This is a genomic window from Neisseria sp. HMSC067G12, assembly GCF_001812725.1.
Taxonomy (GTDB): Bacteria; Pseudomonadota; Gammaproteobacteria; order Burkholderiales; family Neisseriaceae; genus Neisseria; species Neisseria perflava.
This window is the reverse complement of sequence record NZ_KV810182.1, coordinates 447,298-469,279: the sequence shown is the minus strand read 5'-3', so window position 1 is coordinate 469,279 and position 21,982 is coordinate 447,298. Positions and strand designations below refer to the sequence as shown.

Here is a 21,982-nt window from a genome sequence, read left to right as displayed (position 1 = left end):
ACCGGCCGTCTGAACATTTCAGACGGCCTCAATGTTTGGAGTTTCAGATATAATGGCGGCAATTTTGAAATTATTAAATGAAGGATAAATGATGAACCGTTTGTATCCCCACCCGATTATCGCCCGTGAGGGCTGGCCGATTATCGGCGGCGGTTTGGCTTTGAGCCTGCTGGTATCGATGTGCTGCGGCTGGTGGTCTTTGCCGTTTTGGGTGTTTACCGTATTTGCCCTGCAGTTTTTCCGCGACCCTGCGCGTGAGATTCCGCAAAATCCTGAAGCGGTGTTGAGTCCTGTTGACGGCCGTATCGTGGTGGTTGAGCGCGCACGCGATCCGTATCGTGATGTCGACGCTTTGAAAATCAGTATTTTTATGAACGTGTTCAACGTGCATTCGCAAAAATCGCCTGCCGATTGTACGGTAACGAAAGTGGTTTATAACAAAGGCAAATTCGTGAATGCGGATTTGGATAAGGCCAGCACGGAAAACGAACGTAACGCGGTGTTGGCGACTACGGCTTCTGGTCGTGAAATTACTTTTGTTCAAGTGGCCGGTTTGGTGGCGCGCCGTATTTTGTGCTACACCCAAGCCGGTGCGAAACTGTCCCGTGGCGAACGCTATGGCTTTATCCGCTTTGGTTCGCGCGTGGATATGTATTTGCCTGTCGATGCGCAGGCGCAAGTGGCGATTGGCGATAAAGTTACCGGCGTCAGCACTGTATTGGCGCGTTTGCCGCTGACTGCGCCGCAAACTGAATCTGAGCCTAAAGCCGCAGCTCCACAAGCCGCACCAGCTTCTCAAGCTGCTCCGGTTGAAACAGTGGCAAACCCATCTACCGAACAGCAGCAAATCGAAGCAGCAGCGGCTAAGATTCAAGCGGCTGTGCAAGATGTATTGAAAGATTAATGGCTGGTTTTTCAGATAAAAGTTTAAATACCTTAATAGAAGAATTTAAAGGTAAATATTAGGGAAGTTGAAGCGGTAATGAGTGATCTGAGTAATATAGTTGATTTTATTAAAGAAATAGAGAAATTAAAGTCAGTAACAAGATTTAATAGAACCCTTGATGGAAGATTTGAAAATAGCGCTGAGCATTCTTGGCAGAGTGCGATGGCTTCGATTGTTCTTCAAGATTATTATCCTGAAAAATTGAATATGGAAAAGGTAATTTCTATGTTACTAATCCATGATTTAGGTGAGATTTATGCCGGAGATACTTGGGTTTTTAATGATGAGAAAAAAGTTCATTCTCATGATAGAGAGCTAGAATCTATAGAAAAAACAATGAGAATCCTTCCAGAAGAAAAATATTTGAATATGAAAAATTCTTGGTTGGAATTTGAAAAAGGGCAGAGTGCTGAGGCAAGATATGCAAGAGTTATTGACGCATTGGTGCCACTTATAAATCATTTAGAAGTATCAGAATTAAATTATAATCCAGATAATATTAGTTCAGATATGGTATTAGAAAAGAAAAAATTTATAAAAGGTGAATCTAAAGAGTTATGGAAACTGACTGAAGAGTTGGTTAAGGAAAGTGTGGAAAAGGGCATATATTTATAATATCAATTGATCTTTAAAATAGTTGAGGAATATTGTGATATGTAGCTTTTCTTGTATAACTCTTTTATTTATTTCTCAAAAATAATGGTTGTTTTATGTTTGAGTACTAATAAAATGGCATCATTAGGTTTAATGATTGGTTAAAATAAGAAAAAAGGTTTTCAGACGGCCGTCTGAAAACCTTTTTTGTTTGCCTGTCCGATTTTAAAATTTCACGTTCACGCCGCCGGTAAAGCTGCGGCCCATTTGAGGCGTATCGGAGAGGAAGCTACTGTGGGCGTAAACGGATTGGTTGAGCAGGTTGTCGGCTTTGACATACCAATTCCACTCGCCATAGCGCGTATTGCGGCGGTAGTTTGCGCCGAGGTTGAGCATATGGTGTCCGGGCGTGCGCGTTTCGTAGCGGGCGAGTTTGTTTTGGGCGAACACACGGTAGTAGTCCAAATTGGCATCGATGCGGTCGGTCAGCGCGGCTTTCAGGTGGACGCCGAGGCGCGCAGCCGGAACACGAGGGGCGTTTTGGTCGTCCTGTGCGATGAAAGGACGGTTGCCGTAGGCATCTTCCCTGCCGGGCAGGGATGGCAGGTTTTTCAGACGGCCTCGTACATAGTCGCCGGAAACGCCGATACGGTAGCGCGGCGTGGGCTTGAAGTAGATTTCGCCTTCCGCGCCGTAGAAGTCCGCGCCGGATTGGTTGTAGCGCACGAGCTTCATTTCGCTGTCGTCTTCGATGGATTTGGGGCCGCGTCCGTCGTTTAAGGTTTGGGCGTAAATGTAGTTGCCGAAGCGGTTGCGGTAGAGTGCCAGATTGTATTGCCAGCGGTCGCCTTCATAGCCCAGCGCGATTTCGATGTTGTTGGAACGCTCTTTGTTGAGGTGTTTGTTGCCGACTTCAAAGGTGTTGGTGGCAACGTGTTTGCCGTGTGCGTACAGCTCTTGCGTTGACGGCAGGCGTTCCTGATGGGAGGCGGTCAGGCTGAGTTTGTGGTGTGGCGTGAAATACCAGTTGCCCGAAAGTGCGAACGAGCGGGCGGTTTGGCGGTGCGCGCCGAGGTCGGGCAGGGGCTGGTTGTAGTAGTTTTCCCGATCAATCAATGCTTTGTCGTACTGGATGGAAGCTTTTTGTTTTTCCACGCGTACGCCGCCTTCAAGCGTGAAGTTGTCCCAGTTTGCCTGTTCTACACCGAAAAAGCTGTAATGGCGCACATTGTTGTCAATCAGCATCGGTTGTTGGACAGTTTCGGGAATGGCGGAAAGCGCGCTGGATTTTTGTCCCAAATATTGCACGCCCCAGCTGCCTTTCAGACGGCCTATGGGTTGGTGGCGTAACTCGATACGGGCGTTGTGTGTTTTGTTTTTGAAGAAATTTTCTACTGCATCGCCTGCTTTTTCGTCGTGGTGGTAGTCGTTGCGGTTCAGATGTACGCGTAGGGCTTCAAAACCGGGGAGCGGCTGCTTCCATTCGGCGCGGAGTTCGTAGCGTTTGTTGCGCAGGTCTATCCAAGGTTTGCCGTTGTGGGCATGGGCGTGTGAATCATCGTCGTCGTGGAAGCCGCAGCTCAAGCCCGGATTGTCGTAATCGACGTCTTCTTCGGTCAACAGGTGCGGATAAAGCTGCAAATAGCGTTTGTTAATCAAGCTCTTTTGCCAGATGATGTCGGCGTGGCAGTCGTCGTAGAGATGGCTGTGGGCAGGCAGGCCGTAGCGGTCGCGACGGTCGCTGTATGCCACGCCGAGGAAACCTTTATCCCCAACCCAAGACAGGCCGATGCTGCCTGTTTTTGAATCGGCATGGCTGTCGGGCAGTCGTTTCAGACGGCCTTCTTCTTTTTGATAGCGCGGTACGGCGTAATCGCCCGATTTGCGGTACAAGCCTTCGGTATGCAGCACGAAGTTGTTGCCCAAGCCGATATTGATGCCTGCGGATGTCAGTTTTTCCAAATTGCCGCTGCTCAAACGCAACCCGGCTTCGCCCGATACGCCGTTTTCAGGCATTTTTTCGGGGATTTTGCCATCGGCAACATCGACCAAACCGGCTACATTGCCCGAGCTGTACAAGAGCGTAACCGGGCCGCGCAGGATTTCGACCTGTTGCGACAAGGCACTGTCCACCATCAAGGCATGGTCGGGCGAGAAGTCCGCCATATCGCCCGTTTCGCCGTGATGGTTCAGCACTTTAATCCGTCTGCCTGTTTGACCGCGAATAACGGGAGCAGACGCGCCGCCGCCGTATTGCGAGGCATGAATGCCCGGTACGCCGTCTAAAGCATCGCCCAAGTTGACGGCTTTTTGGCGCAAGGTATCGCCGGAGATGATTTTGTCGGAGGCGGTCGAAGTGTGCAACAGCCCCGAAGTGGCGCGCGGACGGCTTTTGCCGACGACGGTAACCTCGTCCAAGTCCACCGACTGCTCGGTTTCATGCGCTTGGGAGAGGATGGGGGTGCTGATTAAAAGAATAGATAAAACAATGGGTTTGAGTGTGGTTTGTGTCATTTTAGTTTCTCATCATATTTTGAAAGGCTGTTATTATATAACATTTCATTGTTTATATAATAAGATTTTTGAGAAAAAAGGCCGTCTGAAAACGAAGCGTGGTTTTCAGACGGCCTTTAGCTTGTATGTAGGTTTAAATGAAAACGGAACAATCTCTCTGCTGCCTGGTTTGGGTAAGGCAGAAAGTCATGGCAGATTGTTTGCTTTCATTGAAAGCATTACTTGGTCTCAGCGGCTTTAGCGCCAGCGGTCTCGGCAATCAGATCAAGGAATACTAACGGCTTTTTGCCGATATTTTTGAGTGCGTGGGACTGGCCGGGGCGGGCGATGGTAATGTCGCCGGCGCCGACTTCGGTTTGTTTGCCTTCGCTGTCGGTAAACAGGCCTTTGCCGGATACGATGATGTAAACATCTTCATTGCCGGTATGTTTGTGTTGGCCGATAGAAGCGCCAGGCGGAAGAGTGAGCCAGCCGATTTCTTTGAATGCGTCTTGGTCGGCGGTTTGATGGCGCGTGAAGGCAAAGCTGCCGAGCAAGGGGCCTTGGCCTCCGGCTGCGTTTTCGCGGTTCCATTCAGTTAAGTCGGCTTTTTTGTACACTTGGATGTTGCGGTTGGTGGGGGTAGTTTGTTCGGTGGCTTGAGCATTTAGAGATGTGCCGAGCAGAAGGGCAACAGATAATGCGGCAAATAGTGGTTTCATGGTGGTTCTCCGTTTGTCAGGTTGAGTCAGATAATGCGGATTCCGTTTTCAGACGGCCTGCGGGGTTGAAATGTGTAACCCCGCAGGCTTCCCCCAAGATTTATTTCACATTGCGCAGATAGTTCAACAATAAAGGAACAGGGCGGCCGGTTGCACCTTTTTCACCGCCGGATTTCCATGCGGTACCCGCAATGTCGAGGTGTGCCCATGGATAGTCTTCGGTAAAGTAGGACAGGAATGTTGCGGCGGTAATCGTGCCTGCACCTGGCGTACCGATGTTTGGAATGTCGGCAAAGTTGGATTTGAGCTGGTCTTTGTAGGTCTCAAAGAGCGGCAGTTGCCATGCTTTGTCGTCCACGTTGCGGGAAGCGGCCAGCAGGCTGTCGACCAAATCTTGATTGTTGCCCATCACGCCGCTGACGTCATGACCCAAGGCGATAATGCACGCGCCGGTCAGGGTGGCGACGTCGATGACGGCTTTGGGTTTGAATTGTTCGGCGTAAGTGAGCGCATCACATAAAATCAGACGGCCTTCGGCATCGGTGTTCAACACTTCGATGGTCAAGCCTTTCATGCTTTTCACGACGTCGCCCGGTTTGTTGGCTGCGCCGGAAGGCATGTTTTCACAAGTGGCGACGATGGCAATCAGGTTGATCGGCAGTTGCAGTTTGACGGCGGCGCAGAAGGTGCTGATGACGGTTGCCGCGCCGCACATGTCAAACTTCATTTCGTCCATGTTCAGGCCGGGTTTGAGGGAAATGCCGCCGGTGTCGAAAGTAATGCCTTTGCCGACCAATACCACAGGCGCGGCTTCTTTGTCGGCCGCACCGAAATAGCTTAGTTCGACCAAATATGGATCCTCAACGCTGCCTTTGGCAACAGACCAGAACGAACCCATGTTTTCTTTGATGTAGTCTTTTTCGATGATTTTAGCGTGTGCGCCCAATTTTTCGGCTTCGGCTTTGGCGGTACGTGCGAGGAATTCAGGCGTACATTCGTTTGGTGCGGCATTGCCCAAGTCGCGGCAGAGGCTTTGTCCGTAAACTTGCGCTTCGGCAACGCGCAGGGCTTCTTTGACGGCGGCTTCGTGTACGCTGTGGAACACGGCTTCTGCAAATTTGGCCGGTTTGGCTTCTTTTTTATAGCGATCGAAACGGTAGGCGGCATTGCCGAACGCAATCGCAAACGCTTCGGTAACGGCGGCGGCTTGCGCTTCTTCAAAGGCGTGAACGGCCACATTGACCGTTTCTTGATTTTGCGCCCATTTGGCGACTTCGGCTGCGGCTTTGTTTAATGCGGCGCGGTCGGTTTTTTCGAGGCGGGCGACGGCAATGGCTTGTAAACCGTTGTCCGTCGGGATTTTGGTGTCGGCGAAATTTTGACCTTCTTCAAGGGATGCGAAGAGGGCGAGGGCAGTCGGGTTGCTCAGTTGCGATGCTTCGGCGCAGACAAATAATTGCGCACCTGCCTGTTGAGCCTGCAAAGTTTCGGCTTTTGTGCTAAATTTCACGTTTATTCTCCTGATTGGAACGGTTGTCGGTTGTTCAGACGGCCTGTGACCAACCGTCCGAACAGATGAAAATCATTGTACTCCATTTGTGTCATGCCGTCTGAAGCCTTATTAATAAATATAGGTTTCCCATAAACCGTATACCACGCTCAATCTTATGATTTACCAAAGAAACTTTATTAAAGAACTTTCCTTTACCGCCGTCGGCATCTTTGTCGTCCTCTTGGCGGTATTGGTGTCCACGCAGGCTATCAACCTGCTTGGCCGCGCAGCCGACGGGCGTGTCGCCATCGATGCCGTGTTGGCCTTAGTCGGCTTCTGGGTAATCGGCATGACGCCGCTTTTGCTGGTGTTGACCGCATTTATCAGTACATTGACCGTATTGACCCGCTACTGGCGCGACAGCGAGATGTCGGTTTGGCTCTCTTGCGGATTGGCATTGAAACAATGGATACGCCCGGTCATGCAGTTTGCCGTGCCGTTTGCCATTTTGATTGCCGTCATGCAGCTTTGGGTAATGCCGTGGGCAGAGTTGCGCAGCCGCGAATATGCCGAAATTTTGAAGCAGAAGCAGGAGTTGTCTTTGGTGGAAGCCGGCGAGTTCAATAACTTGGGCAAGCGCAACGGCAGGGTTTATTTTGTCGAAACCTTCGATACCGAATCAGGCATCATGAAAAACCTGTTCCTGCGCGAGCAGGACAAAAACGGCAACGACAACATCGTTTTTGCCAAAGAAGGCAATTTTTCGCTGACCGACAACAAACGCACGCTTGAATTGCGCGACGGCTACCGTTATAGCGGTACGCCCGGCAAAGCCGATTACAACCGCGTTTCTTTCCAACACCTCAGCCTGATTATCAGCACCACGCCCAAACTTATCGACCCTGTTTCACACCGCCGAACCATTCCGACCGCCCAACTGATTGGCAGCAGCAATCCCCAACACCAAGCGGAATTGATGTGGCGTATTTCCTTGACCGTCAGCGTTTTGTTGCTGTGCCTGCTTGCCGTGCCGCTTTCCTATTTCAATCCGCGCAGCGGCCACACCTACAATATCTTGATTGCCATCGGTTTGTTTTTGGTTTACCAAAACGGGCTGACCTTTCTGCGCAATGCTGTGGAAGACGGCAAAATCCATTTTTGGCTCGGACTGCTGCCTATGCACATCATCATGTTTGTGATTGCCGTCGTCCTGCTGCGTGTGCGCAGTATGCCTAGCCAACCCTTCTGGCAGGCGGTTGCCAAAAGTCTGACATTGAAAGGCGGAAAATGAACCTGATTTCACGTTACATCATCCGTCAAATGGCGGTTATGGCGGTTTACGCCCTCCTTGCCTTTCTCGCTTTGTACAGCTTTTTTGAAATCATCAACGAAGTCGGCGATCTTGGAAAAGGCAGCTATAACGGTGCAAAATTGGGGCAGTATGTTTTAATGCAGATGCCTGCGCGCGCATATGAACTGATGCCGCTCGCTGTTTTGATCGGCGGCCTGATTTCCCTCAGCCAACTGGCTTCAGGCAGTGAGCTGACCGTTATCAAAGCCAGCGGCATGAGCACCAAAAAGCTGCTGTTGATTTTGTCGCAGTTCGGTTTGATTTTCGCCATTGCCACCGTCGCTCTTGGCGAATGGGTTACCCCCACTCTGAGCCAAAAAGCCGAAAACATCAAAGCCGCCGCCATCAACGGCAAAATCAGTACCGGCAATACCGGCCTTTGGTTGAAAGAAAAAAACAGCATCATCAACGTGCGCGAAATGTTGCCCGACCATACGCTTTTAGGCATCAAAATTTGGCAGCGCAACGATAAAAACGAACTGACCCAAGCCGCGGAAGCCGAATCAGCGGTTTTGAATCCAGATGGCAGCTGGCAGCTGAAAAATATCCGCCGCAGCATATTGGGCGAAGATAAAGTCGAGGTTTCTACTGCTGTCGAAGAAAACTGGCCGATTTCCGTCAAACGCAACCTGATGGATGTATTGCTCGTCAAGCCTGACCAAATGTCTGTCGGTGAATTGACCACCTACATCGACCATCTGGAAAAAAACAACCAAAATACCCAAGTCTATGCCATCGCATGGTGGCGCAAGCTGGTGTATCCCGTTGCCGCATGGGTGATGGCGCTTGTTGCCTTCGCCTTTACCCCGCAAACCACGCGTCACGGCAATATGGGCTTGAAACTTTTCGGCGGTATCTGTCTCGGTTTGCTGTTCCACTTTGCCGGACGGCTCTTCGGCTTTACCAGCCAGTTGTACGGCGTGCCGCCGTTTTTGGCAGGCGCATTGCCGACGGTTTTGTTTGCACTGTTGGCGGTGTATCTGATACGCCGTCAGGAAAAAAGATAAGGCAAAATAAACTTCAGGCCGTCTGAAAGGCAATCTTCAGACGGCCTGAGTATTTTGTGTGCAAAAAACAAAATGCTAAAGTAAAATAATACCTTTCCAAACCAATGCGGCTATTGAAAATGTCCCAAACCATCTGCTTGAATATGATTGTCAAAAACGAAGCGGCAATCATCGAAGAAACACTGGCCAACATCACCGACCACATCAAACTTGACTACTACGTCATCAGCGACACCGGCTCGACCGATGATACCGTCGGCGTGATCCGCCGCTTTTTCGATGCAAAGGGCATCGCAGGCGAGATTCATCATGATGGTTGGCAAAATTTTGCATACAACCGCAATCAGGCGTTGAAACACGCAAAAGGCAAAACCGATTACGTGTTGATTTTTGATGCAGACGACCGCTTTGAAGGTAAATTGGAATTACCCGAACTGACCGCCGACCGTTACCGTCTCCGCATGCGAAATGCCATGGGCAGCGTGGTTTATTACCGTCCGCTGTTGTTGCGCAATGACGGTACATTCTACTGGCGCGGCGTGTTGCACGAGTTTATCGAAACCGACAAACAAGATACCAGCGAAGCCACGCTTCATGGCGACTATACGGTACTCAGCGGCCGTTTCGGCGCGCGCAGCAATATGGCGAACAAATACCTGCTTGACGCCGTTTCTTTGGAGAAAGCGTTTTACAGCCCTGAAGATGAAGACCTGAAACCGCGTTACGCCTTTTATGCGGCGCGTTCTTATTGGGATTCTGATATGCCCGAGCGTGCGAGCGAATGGTTTAAAAAACGCATCGAGTTGGGCGGTTGGATCGAGGAAGTGTCGGTTTCTTACCAACAGCTGGGCGAGTGCTACAAATTAATGGGCAAACGCGATGAAGCCTTGGCGACTTGGCTGGCAGGCTACGATTACAACCCGCGCCGTGCCGAGTGTCTCTATCTTGCGCAAACCATGCTGCGTCAGGAAGGGAAATACCGTATTTCCCATGCAATCGGCCTGATGGCGAAACGCATTCCGTTCCCGACAGACGATATTCTTTTTGTCCAAAACAATGTTTATCATTTGGACATCGACTATGAATTGTCGGTTACCGCCTATGCGGCCGGCGATTTGCGTCAAGGCTATGAGTCTTGCCGTCACTTGCTCTTGCTGAATGTGCGCGAGGCATTGACCACGGTGACCATGCAAAATATGTGGCTCTACCGCGAACACGCGCAAACCGAAACGCGCGAAGTGTTGGAGCAGCTGGTGGCCGTCATGCAGCCTTATGCCGTGCAGGGCGGACGTTTGGCGGAAGTAACCGAATATTTTGCCGATATTTTGAAAAACCGTTAATCAGGACTTTGACCCAGCTGTCAGGCCGTCTGAAAGGAAATTTTTTGAGCAAGCGCAATCTGTTTTCCGTCGATAAATCTTTGGAAAAGCCCGAACGCGTCCTCTTGGTCGGCGTGATGTTGACGGCGGACTATTCCGGCGCAAACGAAACGCGCGAGCGCGGCTTTCAGACGGCCTTGACCGAAGCGGCAGAATTGGTGGGCGCGGCCGGCGGCGATTTGGTTTCTATCGAAACTTCACGCCGCGACAAACCGCATCCGGCTTTGTTTGTCGGTACGGGCAAGGCGGAAGAATTGGCGGCAGCGGTTAAGCAGTATGATGTCGGGCTGGTTGTGTTCAACCACGAACTCACGCCGACACAAGAGCGTAATCTGGAAAAAGAGCTTCAATGCCGTGTCCTCGACAGAGTGGGTTTGATTTTGGCGATTTTTGCCAAACGCGCCCAATCGCAGGAAGGTAAGTTGCAGGTAGAGCTGGCTCAGTTGAACCACTTGAGCGGACGGCTGGTGCGCGGTTATGGACACCTGCAAAGTCAGAAGGGCGGTATCGGCTTGAAAGGGCCGGGCGAAACCCAGTTGGAAACCGACCGCCGTTTAATCGGACAAAAAATTACGGCATTGAAAAAACAGCTTACCGATGTCCGCAAACAACGTGCCACGCGCCGCAAATCGCGCATGAGCGGCCGTCTGAAAACCTTTGCCATCGTCGGCTATACCAATGCCGGAAAATCCAGCCTGTTTAACCGTTTGACTAAAGCAGACGTATTGGCGAAAGACCAGTTGTTCGCCACCTTGGATACCACTGCACGCCGGCTTTTTCTGTCGCACGAGGCGAGCGTGATTTTGACCGATACCGTCGGCTTCGTCCGCGATTTGCCGCACAAGCTGGTGTCGGCGTTTTCCGCTACTTTGGAAGAGACGGCGATGGCGGATGTGCTGCTGCACGTCGTTGATGCGTCCAATCCCGATTTTGAACGGCAGATGGATGATGTCAACGACGTCTTAGAAGAAATCGGCGCGCATGAAATTCCGCAATTGGTGGTGTACAACAAAATCGATTTACTGCCGTCGGGTATGCGTGAAGCAGGCATTTTGCGCGACAATTCCGGACAGGCAGTCGGCGTGAATGTTTCCGTTGCCGAAAGTTTGGGCTTGGACGGTTTGCGCGAAGCGATGATTGAATTGGCCGTACAGCCGAATGCTTGATAGTATGGAATGAAACAAGGCCGTCTGAATCTTCAGACGGCCTTACCGTAAAATTCTAAATCTGAGGATTATGCCGACAGAGGGCTTTTCTTTTTGAACACGCTTTCGTAAAGCATCCAAGCGGCGAGGCTCAGGTATACGGTGCTGGACAAAATGCCGATAACGGCAAAAATAGGCATAAGGCGATCAATCATGGTGAGGTTTCCCAATAAGTTAGTTTTATAAGTAAATGTGTGTTTTTTGATTTCCGTCTTCGCGGAATGCCTAAAGTATGCTGCTTAAATGGATTGAGGTCAACAAAGAATGTATCGGGATTTTTAAAAAAGTTCCATTTTTACATTAAAATAATCGGAAGTTTTTAAAGATAAACGGTATTTATATATTACCGTTCATCGTTTGATGAACGGTCAATACTTTGTTTTCCATATTTTTTATAAAATCCGACAGCCTGTTAATTCAAAATTGAATGAAAAGAGGCGGAAAAACGCTTTTTGCTAAAATGTAACACCCAGGGACGGTTGTTTCAGGCCGTCTGAAAAATAAATCGAACACATGATGACATCTCCCACACACTCCCAAAAAAACTGCTTTCATTGCGGACTTGAAGTCCCCGAGCATCTGCATCTGACGGTTCGTTTTGAAGACGAAGAACACGAAACCTGCTGCGCCGGCTGCCAAGCAGTGGCGCAGAGCATTATTGATGCCGGTTTGGGCAATTATTACAAACAGCGTACCGCCGACGCGGAAAAATCCGAATTGCCGCCGCCGGAAGTGTTGTCGCAATTAAAGCTGTACGATTTGCCTGAAGTGCAGGCGGATTTTGTCGAGGTAGGCGTTGGGGATGAACGCGAGGCGGTGTTGATGCTGGGCGGCATTACCTGCGCCGCGTGTGTGTGGCTGATTGAGCAGCAGTTGTTGCGCATGAAGGGCGTGGTGCGTGTGGATTTGAATTACAGTACCCACCGCTGCCGCGTGGTGTGGGACAGCGCCCACATCGAATTGTCGGATATTTTGCTGAAAATCCGCCAAACCGGTTATACCGCCGCGCCTTATGATGCACAAAAAATCGAAGCGCAGGCGCAGAAAGAGCGCAAGCAGTTTATCGTCAGATTGGCCGTGGCCGGTCTGGGCATGATGCAGACGATGATGTTTGCCCTGCCGACTTATTTTTACGGCGGCGACATCGAGCCGCTTTATTTGGAAATCCTGCATTGGGGCGGCTTTTTGATGGTGTTGCCCGTTGTGTTTTACAGCGCGTTGCCGTTTTACCGCGGCGCATGGCGCGACTGGAAAAACCGCCGTGTCGGCATGGATACGCCGATTGCCATTGCCATTGTGATGACCTTTATCGCCGGTATTTACAGCCTGGCCACCAACGCAGGGCAAGGCATGTATTTTGAATCCATCGCCATGCTGCTGTTTTTCCTGTTGGGCGGGCGTTTTATGGAACAGATTGCCCGACGCAAAGCAGGCGATGCGGCGGAGCGGTTGGTCAAACTGGTTCCGGCATTTTGCCACCGTTTGCCGGCTTATCCGGAAAGCGAAGCCATCGAGGAAGCCGCAGTCGTCCGCCTCAATATCGGCGATACGATTGTTGTGAAGCCCGGCGAAGTCATTCCGGTGGACGGTACGGTTTTGTCCGGCGAGAGCGAAGTCAACGAAGCCATGTTGACCGGTGAAAGTTTGCCTATCGTGAAAAGGCCGTCTGAAAAAGTAACCGCCGGCACGCTCAACACCAGCAGCCCTTTAATCATCCGCACCGACCATACCGGCGGCAACACGCGCCTGTCCCATATCGTCAAACTGCTCGACCGTGCGCTGGCGCAAAAACCGCGTGCCGCCGAGTTGGCCGAAAAATACGCGTCCAGTTTTGTGTTTGGCGAACTCTTGCTTGCTATTCCCGTTTTTATCGGCTGGGCTTGGTATGCCGACGCGCACACCGCCTTGTGGATTACCGTCGCCCTGCTGGTCATTACCTGCCCGTGCGCCTTGTCGCTCGCGACTCCGACCGCGCTGGCCGCTTCGACCGGTGCGCTGGCCAAAGACGGCATTCTCATCAGCGGCAAACAAAGTTTGGAAACCCTTGCCCAAATTGACGATGTCGTGTTCGACAAAACCGGTACGCTGACCAAAGGGCAGCTTTCCGTCAGCCGGATGTTGTCCGCAGGCCGTCCGAACGAAGCCCAAGCCCTTGCCGTTGCCCAAGCATTGGAGCAGCAATCCGAACACCCCATCGCCCGTGCCATTTTGAACCATATGCTTTCAGACGGCCCTGTATCCGCGCTTGATGTGAAAGTGCAGCAACGGGTCAACCGCATTGGACACGGTGTCAGCGCGCAAATCGAATTGGATGGCGAAACCCAAGTTTGGGCTTTGGGCAAAGCAGCGTTTGTTTCGGAAATCGCCGGTAATCTGCCCGAAACATTTGCCCATATCGACCACACGGGCGGCATTATTTTCTTGGGCAATCAAAGAGGTTTTCAGACGGCCTTTTTGCTGGAAGACCAAATCAAAGACAGCGCCGCCGAAATGTTGCAAAACCTGAAACAGCACGGCATCCGTCTGCACCTTTTAAGCGGCGACCGACAGGCTGCCGTCGCCCAAGTTGCGCAAGAGCTAGGCTTGGATGCCTATCGTGCCGAAGCCACGCCTGAAGACAAGTTGGCCTATGTGGAAAATCTGCAAAAACAAGGGCGTAAAGTTATGATGATCGGCGACGGTATCAACGACGCCCCCGTCCTCGCCCAAGCCGACGTGTCGGCCGCCGTGGCCACGAGTGCCGATGTGGCGCGAGACGGTGCCGATGTGGTTTTGCTCAATGACGATTTGAATGTTTTGCCCGTGATGATGGAACAGGCACGCCGCACCCATCAAATCATCCGCCAAAACCTGACTTGGGCGAGCGCATACAATCTGGTTGCCGTTCCGCTGGCCGTATTTGGTTACGTGACCCCTTGGATCGCCGCGCTCGGCATGAGTTTCAGCTCGCTGCTGGTGTTGGGCAATGCCTTGAGATTGTTGAAAACCAAAAAGGCCGTCTGAAAACGGCAAATCCATTGCCTAAACGAAAGAATACGCCATGCCTAAAGCCACTTTTTATACACACGTCGCCCGACCGGCCGCCTTTGCCTGCCGCCTGATTGCGCGCGCTATACGCGATGGCGGGCAGATTTTGGTGTGGTCGGATTCTGCCGCGGCAGTGCAGCAACTCGACATTGATTTGTGGCAGCAGATTCCCGAAAGCTTTATTCCGCATGAAGTCTGGCTGCCTACCGACCCCATGCCGTCTGAAACGCCGGTATTGCTTGCGTTTGGAAATGCACTGCCGAATATTCCGAAAGATTGCACGGTTTTAAACCTGTCTGCCGATTTCTGGAGCCAAGCCCCGGCCATTCCAAACCGTATCCTTGAAATTGTGGGCAACAGCTTAGAAGATTTGGCCGAAGCCCGAGACCGTTTCCGAGCTTATCGTCAGAGCGGATTTGAGATTGAGCATTTTTCGAGAGAAGGAAAGGATTGAGTTTTGAAGATATTCAAGGCCGTCTGAATATAAACAAAGGGACATTTTGATGATGTCCCTTTGTTTTTTAGATTGATTATCGGAAGGCTTCATGCCATATGCCATAAAATATGAGGCAACAGCAGAAAGCGTAGAAATAGTGGAAAAAGCGTTCAAAAAGGGAAGTATTGGCAAGATACCATTGAACAGACTGATGGTGGTGTTGGGGATTTTTGAGGATTAAGTTGGGGAAACGGACAATCGAAGGTACGGCAAGCAAGTCAAACAGATTGAGGAAGACTGTAACCGATAATGAAAAACCGATTGTCTCATGAAATACGTCGAATGGCTGTAATGACAGGGTGTGTGCAAATAGGGAGGTTAGGGCAGATTTGTTGGACATCCATAAATAAAACAGTCCACCGATAGACAAGTAAAGTGCCAAACGAATCCATATAGATAGCTTGCGTCGCAAATAGAGGATGAAGAATAAGTTGAGCAGGATAAAGAAAATAGGAAAAACTGATTTCATGGGTTTGTTTGCTTACAGTTTGGTATTTAAAGCTGCTAAGGGAAACGCATTATTGCTTGTATGAAGGGCTGCCTTAGGAAAAGACAGTCTGAAAAGGCCATTCTATTTTAGGCCGTCTGAAAAAGATTTGCGTAAGGGCAAGGGTTTCAGACGGCCTTAAGTTTTTTTGAAGTCAAAATCCGATGGTTTAGGATTCGGTTTTTGAGGCCGCATTGGCGAAATAGCGGTTGGATACCGGATTGAAGATGAGGAGCAGCAAAACAGGGTGGAGAATGGATTGAATAATGATTTGTTGAGAACTATAGCTCGCCATATCGCTATACACCATGATTAGCGAAGAGGCCGCTAGCACAATAGCCAGCCAACGGGCAGAACGGTTGCCTGAAAGCAGGCCGACAGCAATAAATACCGGTAAGGAAAGGAGGATGAAGTATAGGGGCATAGACAGCCACCAAGGCAGGAAAGGGAATGCCAAGGCTGCAACCTCTATCAGTAAATCGCCCGAATAAATCGCAAGAGCAACCGTAGTAAAGCAAGTAAGGGCAGTTATGATGAAATAGAGAACGGTGGCGATGGTAACAGGGACTGGACGTTTCATGTAATAAAAGCCTTGGAGGGGATATCGGGGATAAGGATTAAAATCGGTATTGGCCAAACCTTGTTATCGAAGGCGATGGCCGTCTGAAAGCAGGCTATTCGTCTTTCTCAAATGAAGAATGCTTGATAATGGCAGGCTGGAAGACTGCAACCAAATAGAGCATGATAGGAAGGATGAGATACGTAAAAGGAATATCTGCGCGAAATAGTGCAATCAGAAAGGCAAGGTATAAGGTCAGCAGGGCAAGGAAATAATGCTCTTTTTCCATGTCGCTTGGCGGATTTCTTTTGCAGTTGGCTGCTTATAGCGGACTTTTTTGTGGCAGGTCGGGCATTCTTTAATGCTTTTCAGTCCTTTGAATGCACTACCTCGAATCGGATTGGAGCAATGCGGACAAAAAAATGGGGACGATTTCATTATTTTTTATTGGGCCGTATAAAGTATTGCCCATCCGGAAAAGTGGGTTGGATGGGCAAAGTATATGTTTATTCGTCTTTTTCAAAAGATGAAAGTTTGTTTTGAATCGGGATAATGTAGTAGACGAAAAAGCCGATAACTAATGCCATACTGATATATTGGGGGAATGTACCAAACAGGCTGATCAGTATTGCCGCTACGATGCAGACAACTACTACAAAAATAGCGAAAGGTTTCAGCAAAGCTTTGAAATATTCGCCAACAGGCGGTTTTTTGAATTTGACTTTTTTATGGCAGGAAGGACATTCTTTGACTGCGGCCAAACCTTTAACCAATCCGCCTTGGATCGGGGCATGGCAGTGTGGGCAGGGGAGTGAAGGGTTTAGATTATTCATTGTGTTCAACCTGACTTAGGGTTTGGAAAGGTGGTATCGATGTTGCCGATACCACCGATATTTATCGGAAACAATAGGCTTATTGGGAGTATTTTTTGCCTAAAGCTTCGGCAGCTTTTTGTACTTCTTGATTGGCTGCACGTAGGGTTTCTTGCAATTTTTGAGATTTTTCTTGGAAATCATTGGCAAATTTGAGCGAATCTTTATCTTTGCCGTTGATAGTCAGCTCAGAAGCATGTTTGCCTGCATAAATCATCATGTTGTTGGCAGCACTGCTGACTTGTAATGCACGATCCAGAACTGCTTTGATTTCAGGATCTTTGATGTCGAGGGCAGCTGCGCTCTGATGGAATTGTTCCAGTGCGGCAGTCAGTTTGTTCATCTGCTCCAAAGCTTCTTTTTCTTTATTTTGGTTAGCCAAGTTTTGCAATTCTAGGCCTAGCTGAGTAATTTTTTGAGCTTCTTCACCAGTGGTGAAGTGAATGAATTTTTGCAATTCGGCAAGACCGTCTGGAGATTTTTTATCGGAAATGACGATAGGTTCGGCCAGTTTAGGATCTGCTTCCGGGAATTCGCTCAGAGCTTTTTCGTATTTGTTGGCAGAGCTAGATTCGCTTTGAGCAACTTGTTCTGCCGGTTTGTCGCTGCTGCCTTTATTACCGGAGTCGCCGCAGGCTGCCAGCAGGGAAGCGGTCAAGATCAGCATACCGAATTTGTTTAATACGTTCATATTAGGATTCCTTCTTAAGTTAGGAGAAAATTGGGGGAAATTTGTTTTTATTGATGAGCGTAGATAATTGTTTGTACTTTTGTCCTATTTTATTACAGATTTGTTTATTTTTCTCAAATTAGGTTAAGTGGTATGTTTTTGGAATTAAACGGCGAAGGTGGATGGTTGTAAAATATTGAATATATAATGAAATTAACAAGGGTAATAATAAGCCAGGCTACACTGTTTTGAGCTAAAGTTGATTTTTTTTATTAAGATGTTGTTGATTTATGTAATGGAAATAAAAAAGGCCTTCTGAAACAATAAAGTTTCAGAAGGCCTTTTTGACTGGTTGGAATTAGTTGCCTAAGTCGAATGCTTTGTGCAGAACGCGGGTAGCCAGTTCCATGTATTTTTCGTCAATCAGGACGGATACTTTGATTTCGGAAGTTGAAATCATTTGGATGTTGATGCCTTCTTCTGCGAGGGTGCGGAAGATTTTGGCGGCTACGCCGACGTGTGAACGCATGCCCAAGCCGACTGCGGAGACTTTGCATACGGTGTCGTCGCCGTCGATGTAGGCGGCGCCGATGCTGTCTTGGCGTTGTTGCAGGAGTTCGATGGTTTGTTTGTAGTCTCCGCGTGGAACGGTGAAGGAGAAGTCTGTTGTGCCTTCGCTGCCAACATTTTGGATGATCATGTCGACTTCGATGTTGGCATCGGCAACTGCGCCGAGGATTTGGTAGGCAACGCCGGGTTTGTCAGGTACGCCGCGTACGTTGATGCGTGCTTGGTTTTTGTCGAATGCGATACCGGTTACGGCTGCTCTTTCCATGTTGTCGTCCTCTTCAAAGGTAATCAGGGTGCCGTTGCCGCCATCTTGCAGGCTGCTGAGTACGCGCAGGCGCACTTTGTATTTTCCGGCGAATTCTACGGAGCGGATTTGTAAAACTTTTGAGCCGAGGCTGGCCAATTCGATCATTTCTTCGAATGTGATCGTGTCCATGCGGCGTGCTTCGGGTACGACGCGCGGGTCGGTGGTGTAAACGCCGTCTACGTCGGTATAAATTTGGCATTCGTCGGCTTTGAGGGCTGCGGCGATGGCAACGGCGGAGGTATCCGAACCGCCACGGCCGAGGGTTGAGATATTGCCTTCGCTGCTGATGCCTTGGAAACCGGCTACGATAACGACTTTACCGGCAGCCAAATCGGCACGCATTCTTTCGTCGTCGATGTTTTCGATGCGGGCTTTGGTGTGGGAAGTGTCGGTTTGGAGGGCGACTTGCCAGCCGGTGTAGCTCTTGGCGTCAACGCCGATGTCTTTCAGGGCCATGGCCAGCAGGCCGATGGTCACTTGTTCGCCGGTAGCGAGAACGACGTCGAGTTCGCGCGGATCGGGATGCTCTTGCATTTCGTGCGCCAGTGCGACCAGTCGGTTGGTTTCGCCGCTCATGGCGGATACGACGACTACGATGTCGTGTCCTTCGGCGCGGGCTTTGGCGACACGTTTGGCTACGTTTTTGATGCGTTCGGGCGAGCCTACTGATGTGCCGCCGTATTTATGTACGATTAACGCCATGTTTCGTGCTTTCTTGTGGGGGTTGTCGGGCAGCTTGGTTTGCTGGAAAAAGGGTTATTATTACTATTTTTTACATGGAATTCAAGGATAGAACGCGCTTTTTTGAGTAAATACGCATAAAGGGGTTTGGTTAAAAAAGGCCGTCTGAAAGTTTTCAGACGGCCTTGCTGATTATCGGGCCAAAAGAGCGGCCTGCTGGTGTTGAACCAATTCAGCAATGCCTTTATGCGCGAGGGCAATGAGTTTGCCCAATTCTTCGATGCTGAAGGGTGCGCCTTCGGCTGTGCCTTGGATTTCGATGATTTTGCCGGATGCGGTCATGATGATGTTAACGTCGCTGTCGCAGCCTGAATCTTCTGGATAGTCCAAGTCCAAAAGCGGTACACCGCCCACCACGCCGGCGGAAACGGCGGCAACGGCTTCACGGATGGGGTTTTCGCTGATAAGGCCGTTTGAAAGGAGTTTGTCTACGGCGATTTGCAGGGCAACGTAGGCACCAGTAATGGAGGCGGTACGCGTGCCGCCGTCGGCTTGGATGACGTCGCAGTCAATCAGGATTTGGCGTTCGCCGAGTTTTTCCATATCGACGACGGCGCGTAGAGAGCGGCCAATCAAGCGTTGGATTTCTTGTGTGCGTCCGGATTGTTTGCCCGCGGCGGCCTCGCGGCGCATACGGGAGGCGGTGGAAGCCGGCAACATACCGTATTCGGCCGTTACCCAGCCTTGTTCTTTACCGCGCAGGAACGGTGGGACATTTTCGTCGATGGAGGCAGTGCAAATCACTTTGGTGTTGCCGCACTCAATAAGGCAGGAGCCATCGGCATGGGGGAGGAAATTGGGGGTAATTTTGATGTCGCGCAGGCTGTCGGCGGCGCGGCCGGTGCGGGTGTAGTTACTCATGATGAACCTTTGGGGGGAATAAAAAATAGGTTGCCTTGAATTATAGAGGAATTTGGCACCAAAGGCCGTCTGAAAATCGTCGGTCGGGTGTGTTATAGTGTCCATACTTTCACTCGTATTTGGAAACGGAGTAAAACCATGGCTACAAGACGAACTATTCAAATCCACAGCATGACCGGCTTTGCCAATGCCGCAGGCGAATGCGGAGGCAAGCGGATTAATTTGGAAATCCGCGCGGTCAACCATCGTTATTTGGATGTTCAATTCCGTATGCCGGAAGAATTGCGTTATTTGGAAGGCGCGTTGCGCGAGCAGATTGCCGCGGCTGTGGCGCGCGGTAAATTGGAATGCCGCATCCAGCTGCAGGATGCCTCCTCGGGCGGACAGACTTTGGAGGTCAATCAGGATTTGGTTGCCCAACTGGCGCATTTGAACAAAGAATGGCGCAAGGAACACAATTTCGGCAAGCTGAGCGTGGCAGACGTTTTGCGTTTCCCCGGCGTTTTGGCAGGCCAGGGCGAAGATGCCGAGGCTTTGGCCAAAGGCGTTAAAGATTTATTGACCAGCGCTTTGAAAGAGTTTACAGCCGCCCGCAAACGCGAAGGCAAAAAACTGGGTGAGCACCTGCTGCAACGCCTGGATGGCATGGAAGAGATTGTGGACGCTTTGAACGAATTGTTCCCCAGCCTTCTGCAAGCGCATATGGATAAAGTCAAAACCCGTTTGGCAGAAGCCGTCGGCAATATCGACAACGACCGCTTGCAACAGGAATTTGCTTTATTCATCCAAAAATCCGATGTGGATGAGGAATTCAGCCGTTTGCGCACCCATATCGCCGAAGTACGCCGTATCGTTACCGAAGGCAAGGGCAGCGTAGGCAAACGTTTGGATTTCCTGATGCAGGAGTTGAACCGCGAAGCCAACACTTTGGGCAGCAAAGCCATCGCCGCCGAATGCACGCAAGCGTCGGTTGAACTGAAAGTCTTAATCGAACAAATGCGCGAACAGGTTCAAAATATCGAATAAATCGATAATGAACGGATAAAACAAGGCCGTCTGAAAAGGTTTCAGATGGCCTTTGTGTTGATATTGGGTGGAGTTAGTGTGGTTTGTTTTTAAACATTATTGGATGATGGATTTCCTGTTTCGTTACTGTCATTGCGCACAAGAGTTAATATGTGTTAAATTATGGCAATTATTGTCATGATAAAAACATACAAAGGAGTAAAATATGAACTTTCTGACCGCTATCAGTCGGCAAATGACCCGCTTCACCGCCTTGATTATCGTCCTTGCCTCCATTATCGCCTTTATCGAACCTGCTACGTTTTCATGGGTAAAAGGCGATACTCAAGTCGTTGTACTCGGTATCATCATGCTCGGTATGGGCATGACTTTAGGCAAAGAAGATTATCAAATTCTGGCGCAACGTCCGCTCGATATTTTTATCGGCGCCATCGCCCAATACACGATTATGCCCCTGCTCGCTATCGGTATTGCCAGAGCCTTTGACCTCTCGCCTGGATTAACGCTGGGTCTGGTTTTGGTCGGCACCTGCCCGGGCGGTGTTTCGTCCAATATCATGAGTTTTTTGGCTAAAGGCGATGTCGCCTTTTCAGTCGGTATGACCACCGTCTCCACCGTCCTTGCGCCTGTGATGACGCCGCTGTGGATGACTTATTTGGTCGGACAAACCGTCGAAATGGACGGCTGGGGTATGTTCAAATTTATGTTGCTCGTTACCTTGTTGCCTGTGGTTATCGGTTCTGCCGCCAATATATTGCTGCATAAAAAACACTGGTTTGAAGACGTGCGCGCGATTATGCCTGCTGTTGCCGTTGTCGCGTTTGCCTGCATCGTCGGCGGCGTTGCTGCCGTTCACGGCCACCGCTTTGCTGAATCCGCCTTCGTTATGGTACTCGCCATCGCTGCCCACAACATCGGTGGCTACATCCTCGGCTATTACAGCGGCGCACTGACCGGCATGAACACCGCCAAAAAACGCACTCTTGCCATCGAAGTCGGCGTACAAAATGCCGGACTTGCCACCGGTTTGAGTGCTAAATTTTTCCCCGGTAATGCCGAATCTGCCGTTGCCGCCGCCGTTGCCTGCGTTTGGCACTCTGTGTCAGGAACGGTTTTGGGCAATTTGTTTGCCTGGTGGGACAAGCGTAAGCAATAAGCTGTAAACATTGCCAGATAG

21 protein-coding genes are annotated in these 21,982 nt (G+C 50.1%); 10 read left to right on the top strand and 11 right to left on the bottom strand.

Translation table 11 applies throughout. The features are described 5' to 3' along the window. Positions 1 to 91 precede the first annotated feature (91 nt). The gene (locus tag HMPREF2871_RS02235) at positions 92 to 904 is read left to right on the top strand and encodes a phosphatidylserine decarboxylase (protein ID WP_049335360.1); all 813 of its coding nucleotides are present in this window, start codon (positions 92 to 94) and stop codon (positions 902 to 904) included. A gap of 78 nt (positions 905 to 982) precedes the next feature. Next, positions 983 to 1,561 (top strand): HD domain-containing protein, encoded by a 579-nt coding sequence (locus tag HMPREF2871_RS02230; protein WP_049335362.1) that lies wholly within the window; start codon positions 983 to 985, stop codon positions 1,559 to 1,561. Between the two features lie 204 nt (positions 1,562 to 1,765). Here HMPREF2871_RS02230 and znuD read toward each other — a convergent pair whose 3' ends face one another. From znuD to HMPREF2871_RS02215, 3 genes are all read right to left on the bottom strand, one after another. Beyond that, the gene (znuD, locus tag HMPREF2871_RS02225) at positions 1,766 to 4,054 is read right to left on the bottom strand and encodes a TonB-dependent zinc receptor ZnuD (RefSeq protein WP_049335364.1); all 2,289 of its coding nucleotides are present in this window, start codon (positions 4,052 to 4,054) and stop codon (positions 1,766 to 1,768) included. 218 nt (positions 4,055 to 4,272) lie between these two features. Then, complete coding sequence (locus HMPREF2871_RS02220) at positions 4,273 to 4,755, bottom strand: cupin domain-containing protein (RefSeq protein WP_049335365.1); 483 nt, start codon at positions 4,753 to 4,755, stop codon at positions 4,273 to 4,275. 100 nt (positions 4,756 to 4,855) lie between these two features. Next, positions 4,856 to 6,265, bottom strand: coding sequence for a leucyl aminopeptidase (locus HMPREF2871_RS02215; protein ID WP_049335367.1), 1,410 nt, complete (start codon positions 6,263 to 6,265; stop codon positions 4,856 to 4,858). Between the two features lie 157 nt (positions 6,266 to 6,422). Between HMPREF2871_RS02215 and lptF the strand changes: the two genes are divergently transcribed. The 4 genes from lptF (at position 6,423) to hflX (ending at position 11,150) form a co-directional block, all read left to right on the top strand. Further along, complete coding sequence (lptF, locus tag HMPREF2871_RS02210; protein WP_003686055.1) at positions 6,423 to 7,538, top strand: LPS export ABC transporter permease LptF; 1,116 nt, start codon at positions 6,423 to 6,425, stop codon at positions 7,536 to 7,538. Then, positions 7,535 to 8,605 carry an LPS export ABC transporter permease LptG gene (gene lptG / locus HMPREF2871_RS02205; RefSeq protein WP_049335369.1) on the top strand — a complete coding sequence of 357 codons (1,071 nt, stop codon included), beginning with the start codon at positions 7,535 to 7,537 and terminating at the stop codon, positions 8,603 to 8,605. The genes lptF and lptG overlap by 4 nt, the downstream gene beginning before the upstream one ends. A 119-nt stretch (positions 8,606 to 8,724) precedes the next feature. Continuing rightward, positions 8,725 to 9,945: a glycosyltransferase gene (locus tag HMPREF2871_RS02200; RefSeq protein ID WP_239665350.1), complete on the top strand. Its 1,221-nt coding sequence runs from the start codon at positions 8,725 to 8,727 to the stop codon at positions 9,943 to 9,945. Between the two features lie 44 nt (positions 9,946 to 9,989). After that, a complete protein-coding gene (hflX, locus tag HMPREF2871_RS02195; protein WP_049344412.1) occupies positions 9,990 to 11,150 on the top strand; it encodes a GTPase HflX in 1,161 nt (386 codons plus the stop codon). Positions 11,151 to 11,218: 68 nt separating this feature from the next. On the opposite strand, the gene HMPREF2871_RS12050 is transcribed toward hflX, so the two are convergent. Continuing rightward, entirely contained in the window at positions 11,219 to 11,344 is a 126-nt protein-coding gene (locus HMPREF2871_RS12050; protein WP_003678791.1) for a hypothetical protein, read from the bottom strand. A gap of 361 nt (positions 11,345 to 11,705) precedes the next feature. Between HMPREF2871_RS12050 and HMPREF2871_RS02190 the strand changes: the two genes are divergently transcribed. Both HMPREF2871_RS02190 and HMPREF2871_RS02185 read left to right on the top strand, forming a co-directional pair. Next, positions 11,706 to 14,192, top strand: coding sequence for a heavy metal translocating P-type ATPase (locus HMPREF2871_RS02190; RefSeq protein WP_049344441.1), 2,487 nt, complete (start codon positions 11,706 to 11,708; stop codon positions 14,190 to 14,192). A 37-nt stretch (positions 14,193 to 14,229) separates the two neighbouring features. After that, positions 14,230 to 14,670, top strand: a complete 441-nt coding sequence (locus HMPREF2871_RS02185) for a DNA polymerase III subunit chi (protein WP_049344410.1) — start codon at positions 14,230 to 14,232, stop codon at positions 14,668 to 14,670. Positions 14,671 to 14,746: 76 nt separating this feature from the next. Here the strand turns inward: HMPREF2871_RS02185 and HMPREF2871_RS11665 are convergent, their stop codons facing one another. The 7 genes from HMPREF2871_RS11665 to rph all read right to left on the bottom strand — a co-directional run bounded on the left by HMPREF2871_RS11665 (position 14,747) and on the right by rph (position 19,779). Then, on the bottom strand, positions 14,747 to 15,181 hold the full coding sequence (locus HMPREF2871_RS11665) for a hypothetical protein (RefSeq protein ID WP_141747888.1): 435 nt from the start codon (positions 15,179 to 15,181) through the stop codon (positions 14,747 to 14,749). Positions 15,182 to 15,368: 187 nt separating this feature from the next. Continuing rightward, positions 15,369 to 15,779 carry a hypothetical protein gene (locus tag HMPREF2871_RS02180; protein WP_004519295.1) on the bottom strand — a complete coding sequence of 137 codons (411 nt, stop codon included), beginning with the start codon at positions 15,777 to 15,779 and terminating at the stop codon, positions 15,369 to 15,371. Between the two features lie 94 nt (positions 15,780 to 15,873). Next, positions 15,874 to 16,047, bottom strand: a complete 174-nt coding sequence (locus HMPREF2871_RS12045) for a hypothetical protein (protein WP_283116874.1) — start codon at positions 16,045 to 16,047, stop codon at positions 15,874 to 15,876. 217 nt (positions 16,048 to 16,264) lie between these two features. Then, positions 16,265 to 16,591: a purine permease gene (locus HMPREF2871_RS02170; protein WP_224783368.1), complete on the bottom strand. Its 327-nt coding sequence runs from the start codon at positions 16,589 to 16,591 to the stop codon at positions 16,265 to 16,267. A 79-nt stretch (positions 16,592 to 16,670) separates the two neighbouring features. Continuing rightward, positions 16,671 to 17,321 carry a hypothetical protein gene (locus tag HMPREF2871_RS02165; RefSeq protein WP_004519298.1) on the bottom strand — a complete coding sequence of 217 codons (651 nt, stop codon included), beginning with the start codon at positions 17,319 to 17,321 and terminating at the stop codon, positions 16,671 to 16,673. A gap of 337 nt (positions 17,322 to 17,658) precedes the next feature. Then, a complete protein-coding gene (locus HMPREF2871_RS02160; RefSeq protein ID WP_004519299.1) occupies positions 17,659 to 18,879 on the bottom strand; it encodes an aspartate kinase in 1,221 nt (406 codons plus the stop codon). Between the two features lie 171 nt (positions 18,880 to 19,050). Further along, positions 19,051 to 19,779, bottom strand: coding sequence for a ribonuclease PH (gene rph, locus HMPREF2871_RS02155; RefSeq protein ID WP_039861956.1), 729 nt, complete (start codon positions 19,777 to 19,779; stop codon positions 19,051 to 19,053). 138 nt (positions 19,780 to 19,917) lie between these two features. On the opposite strand from rph, the gene HMPREF2871_RS02150 reads away from it, so the two are divergent. Further along, positions 19,918 to 20,805 (top strand): YicC/YloC family endoribonuclease, encoded by an 888-nt coding sequence (locus HMPREF2871_RS02150; RefSeq protein ID WP_283116877.1) that lies wholly within the window; start codon positions 19,918 to 19,920, stop codon positions 20,803 to 20,805. A gap of 205 nt (positions 20,806 to 21,010) precedes the next feature. Beyond that, entirely contained in the window at positions 21,011 to 21,961 is a 951-nt protein-coding gene (locus HMPREF2871_RS02145; RefSeq protein ID WP_004519302.1) for a bile acid:sodium symporter family protein, read from the top strand. Positions 21,962 to 21,982 lie beyond the last annotated feature (21 nt).

Bases quoted from the DNA above. Each gene is read 5' to 3' on its own strand.
- HMPREF2871_RS02180 (WP_004519295.1), bottom strand. From the start codon at position 15,779: ATGAAACGTCCAGTCCCTGTTACCATCGCCACCGTTCTCTATTTCATC.
- HMPREF2871_RS12050 (WP_003678791.1), bottom strand. From the start codon at position 11,344: ATGATTGATCGCCTTATGCCTATTTTTGCCGTTATCGGCATTTTGTCC.
- HMPREF2871_RS12045 (WP_283116874.1), bottom strand. From the start codon at position 16,047: ATGGAAAAAGAGCATTATTTCCTTGCCCTGCTGACCTTATACCTTGCC.
- HMPREF2871_RS02165 (WP_004519298.1), bottom strand. From the start codon at position 17,321: ATGAACGTATTAAACAAATTCGGTATGCTGATCTTGACCGCTTCCCTG.
- HMPREF2871_RS02220 (WP_049335365.1), bottom strand. From the start codon at position 4,755: ATGAAACCACTATTTGCCGCATTATCTGTTGCCCTTCTGCTCGGCACA.
- HMPREF2871_RS02190 (WP_049344441.1), top strand. From the start codon at position 11,706: ATGACATCTCCCACACACTCCCAAAAAAACTGCTTTCATTGCGGACTT.
- HMPREF2871_RS02150 (WP_283116877.1), top strand. From the start codon at position 19,918: ATGGCTACAAGACGAACTATTCAAATCCACAGCATGACCGGCTTTGCC.
- HMPREF2871_RS02160 (WP_004519299.1), bottom strand. From the start codon at position 18,879: ATGGCGTTAATCGTACATAAATACGGCGGCACATCAGTAGGCTCGCCC.
- HMPREF2871_RS02235 (WP_049335360.1), top strand. From the start codon at position 92: ATGAACCGTTTGTATCCCCACCCGATTATCGCCCGTGAGGGCTGGCCG.
- lptG (WP_049335369.1), top strand. From the start codon at position 7,535: ATGAACCTGATTTCACGTTACATCATCCGTCAAATGGCGGTTATGGCG.
- HMPREF2871_RS11665 (WP_141747888.1), bottom strand. From the start codon at position 15,181: ATGAAATCAGTTTTTCCTATTTTCTTTATCCTGCTCAACTTATTCTTC.
- znuD (WP_049335364.1), bottom strand. From the start codon at position 4,054: ATGACACAAACCACACTCAAACCCATTGTTTTATCTATTCTTTTAATC.
- HMPREF2871_RS02170 (WP_224783368.1), bottom strand. From the start codon at position 16,591: ATGAATAATCTAAACCCTTCACTCCCCTGCCCACACTGCCATGCCCCG.
- rph (WP_039861956.1), bottom strand. From the start codon at position 19,779: ATGAGTAACTACACCCGCACCGGCCGCGCCGCCGACAGCCTGCGCGAC.
- HMPREF2871_RS02200 (WP_239665350.1), top strand. From the start codon at position 8,725: ATGTCCCAAACCATCTGCTTGAATATGATTGTCAAAAACGAAGCGGCA.
- HMPREF2871_RS02230 (WP_049335362.1), top strand. From the start codon at position 983: ATGAGTGATCTGAGTAATATAGTTGATTTTATTAAAGAAATAGAGAAA.
- lptF (WP_003686055.1), top strand. From the start codon at position 6,423: ATGATTTACCAAAGAAACTTTATTAAAGAACTTTCCTTTACCGCCGTC.
- HMPREF2871_RS02185 (WP_049344410.1), top strand. From the start codon at position 14,230: ATGCCTAAAGCCACTTTTTATACACACGTCGCCCGACCGGCCGCCTTT.
- HMPREF2871_RS02145 (WP_004519302.1), top strand. From the start codon at position 21,011: ATGAACTTTCTGACCGCTATCAGTCGGCAAATGACCCGCTTCACCGCC.